At 64.7% G+C, this 2317-nt stretch carries 4 protein-coding genes; 3 read left to right on the forward strand and 1 reads right to left on the reverse strand.

All coding sequences use genetic code 11. From position 1 onward, the window contains the following. The coding region (locus Q4E95_RS11360) for a hypothetical protein (protein WP_303383414.1) at positions 1–260 on the forward strand (260 nt) is incomplete at its 5' end. Positions 261–278: 18 nt separating this feature from the next. Here the strand turns inward: Q4E95_RS11360 and Q4E95_RS11365 are convergent. Continuing rightward, positions 279–713, reverse strand: coding sequence for a MarR family winged helix-turn-helix transcriptional regulator (locus tag Q4E95_RS11365; RefSeq protein ID WP_303383415.1), 435 nt, complete (start codon positions 711–713; stop codon positions 279–281). A 121-nt stretch (positions 714–834) separates the two neighbouring features. Here Q4E95_RS11365 and Q4E95_RS11370 point away from each other — a divergent pair, with 121 nt between their 5' ends. Beyond that, positions 835–1770 carry an SDR family NAD(P)-dependent oxidoreductase gene (locus Q4E95_RS11370; RefSeq protein WP_303383416.1) on the forward strand — a complete coding sequence of 312 codons (936 nt, stop codon included), beginning with the start codon at positions 835–837 and terminating at the stop codon, positions 1768–1770. A gap of 38 nt (positions 1771–1808) precedes the next feature. After that, positions 1809–2317 (forward strand): amidohydrolase family protein (locus Q4E95_RS11375; protein ID WP_303383419.1); only part of this gene is annotated, 509 nt, incomplete at its 3' end.

Here is a 2317-nt window from a genome sequence, read left to right on the forward strand (position 1 = left end):
TGCCGCGTGTCGAACGCGGCGCGGAGATCACCGGTGGCGGACCCGCGGTCGTGGCACTCCCGGCCGGCGAGGAGCAGGACTATCGGTTCACCTCGGAGGAAGGCGTTCCCCGGGTTGAGGTGTATGACAAGGACGATCTGAGCAGCTGGACCCAGTTCGAATACGGAACGGGCCCCGTGGAACTGGATGTCACGGCGGGTTCTGCCGAGCAAGTCATCATGGTGCACGCGGACGGCGAGTGGACGCTGGAGCCACGCTGAGGCCGATTCGCTGGACACTCAGTCCAGTGAGATCTTCCGGAGCATATTCAGCAGGCTGGCGCGTTCCTCGGCAGAGAGGTTCGAGAGCGTGCAGTTCGATGATGCCTCCACGGCGACCTTCGCCTCCTGATAGAGCTTCTGCCCCTGCGCCGTGGGCACGATGATTTTGGAACGGCGGTCGCTGGGGTCGGTCTCACGGTGGACCAGGCCCCGCTTCTCCAGGGCATCCACGATCAGGACGATCTGGCTGGGATCCAGCACCAGGTGGTAGCTCAACTCGCGCTGCGTGGGGTGCTTCTTTCCGCACACCAGGGACAACACCGAGTAGTGGCGCACCTTCAAGCCCAGATTTGCCAGGGACCGGTTGGCTGTGGCCGAGCCCAGCGAACTGGCGCGGGCCATGAGAAACACGGGCTCTTGCGAAAGGTCGGATTCCCTCAGTGTGTGCGGCATGCATCAATCGTACCGGGAAAAGGCCAAGTAATAGAGGTTGTTAATCATTGACATCCTCAACGAAATACGATGCGATGGACTCAGCACATTGTGAACCGCAGCACTGAATTTGGGAGCAGACATGACTCAGAAACCACTGGCCGGCAAGGTCGCCATCGTCACCGGTTCGGGCCAAGGCCTGGGCCTGGCCTACGCCCAGGAACTCGCTCGGCAGGGCGCGTCCGTCGTGATCAATGACGTCAACCAGGACACCGCGGACGCCGCCGTGGAATCCATCGTGGCCGAGGGCGGTAAGGCCGTGGCCGTCGTCGCCCCCGTGGGTGACACCGCGGCCGCAACCGCGCTGGTCAACGGCGCCGTGGAGGCCTTCGGTCGCCTGGACATCCTGGTCAACAACGCCGGCGTGCTGCGCGACAAGTCGCTGCTGAAGATGACCGACGAGGACTTCGACCTGGTCATCAAGGTTCACCTGCGCGGCACCTTCACCTGCGTGCGCGAGACCTACCGCTACTTCAAGGAGAACGGCGTGGCCGGGCGCATCATTGCGATCGGTTCGCCCACCGGCCAGTACGGCAACTTCGGCCAGACCAACTACGCCGCCGCGAAGGCGGGCATCGTGGGTATGGTCCGCACCTTCGCCCTCGAGATGAAGAAGGCCGGCGTCACCGCCAATGCCGTGATTCCCGTGGCCGCCACCGCCATGACCAAGACCATCCCGTTCTTCCAGAAGGCCGTCGAGGCGGACGAGCGCGGCGAGGCCATGCCCTCCTTCTTCCGTCGCGACCTGGGCTTCGGCACCGCCGATGACGTGGCCGGCCTGATCACCTGGTTGGCTTCCGACGACGCCGCCCACGTCACCGGCCAGGCCATTGGCGCCGGTGGCGATCGCCTCCAGCTGTTCAGCCACCCCACCCCGGTGGTCACCGAGTACCGCGAAGGCGGCTGGAGCTATGAGGCCCTGGCCGAGCAGGCCCATGGTTTGTTCGAGGGCAAGCTGCAGACCTGCGGCGAGAAGATGCCCCCGCTGCCCGAGGAACTTCAGCCCGCGCAGGGCTGAGCCACGTTCCGGACCGGTTGAACTGAAGGGAAATCACCATGCGTTATGAATTCGGCGCAGAGCTCGCCCAGCGGGACGGCATTGACGTCCACGTGCACATCGAGTGCTCGGACCACGGCCACGCGTCATTGCCCCAGGCCCTGACGGATGCGTCCGCCAAGTACTTCAAGGCGGAGGACCGCTCCCCGTCGCTGGACACCATTGCCGAGCGTTACCGTGAGTGGAACCTCGCCGCGGTCGTGTTCACCGTGGACGCCACCACCGCACTGGGCCACGAGCCCAACTCGATCGAGGAGATCGCGGAAGGTGCAGCGCGCAACAACGACGTGCTGATCCCTTTCGGTTCCGTGGATCCCCTCCAGGTTCCGCAGGCCGTGGAGCGTGCCCGGCAGTTGGTCGAGGAATTCGGGGTCAAGGGTTTCAAGTTCCACCCGTCGCTGCAGGGTTTCGACCCCTCGGAGGAGAAGTACTACCCGATCTATGAGGCCATCCAGGAGCTCGGCGTCCCCGCCCTGTTCCACACCGGTCAGAACGGCATGGGTGCCGG

Origin of the sequence: Kocuria sp., from assembly GCF_030536815.1 — a bacterium.
Classification (GTDB): domain Bacteria; phylum Actinomycetota; class Actinomycetes; order Actinomycetales; family Micrococcaceae; genus Kocuria; species Kocuria gwangalliensis.

Excerpts from the sequence above, each read along its gene's own strand:
- Q4E95_RS11365 (WP_303383415.1), bottom strand. The coding sequence starts at position 713 with ATGCCGCACACACTGAGGGAATCCGACCTTTCGCAAGAGCCCGTGTTT.
- Q4E95_RS11370 (WP_303383416.1), top strand. The coding sequence starts at position 835 with ATGACTCAGAAACCACTGGCCGGCAAGGTCGCCATCGTCACCGGTTCG.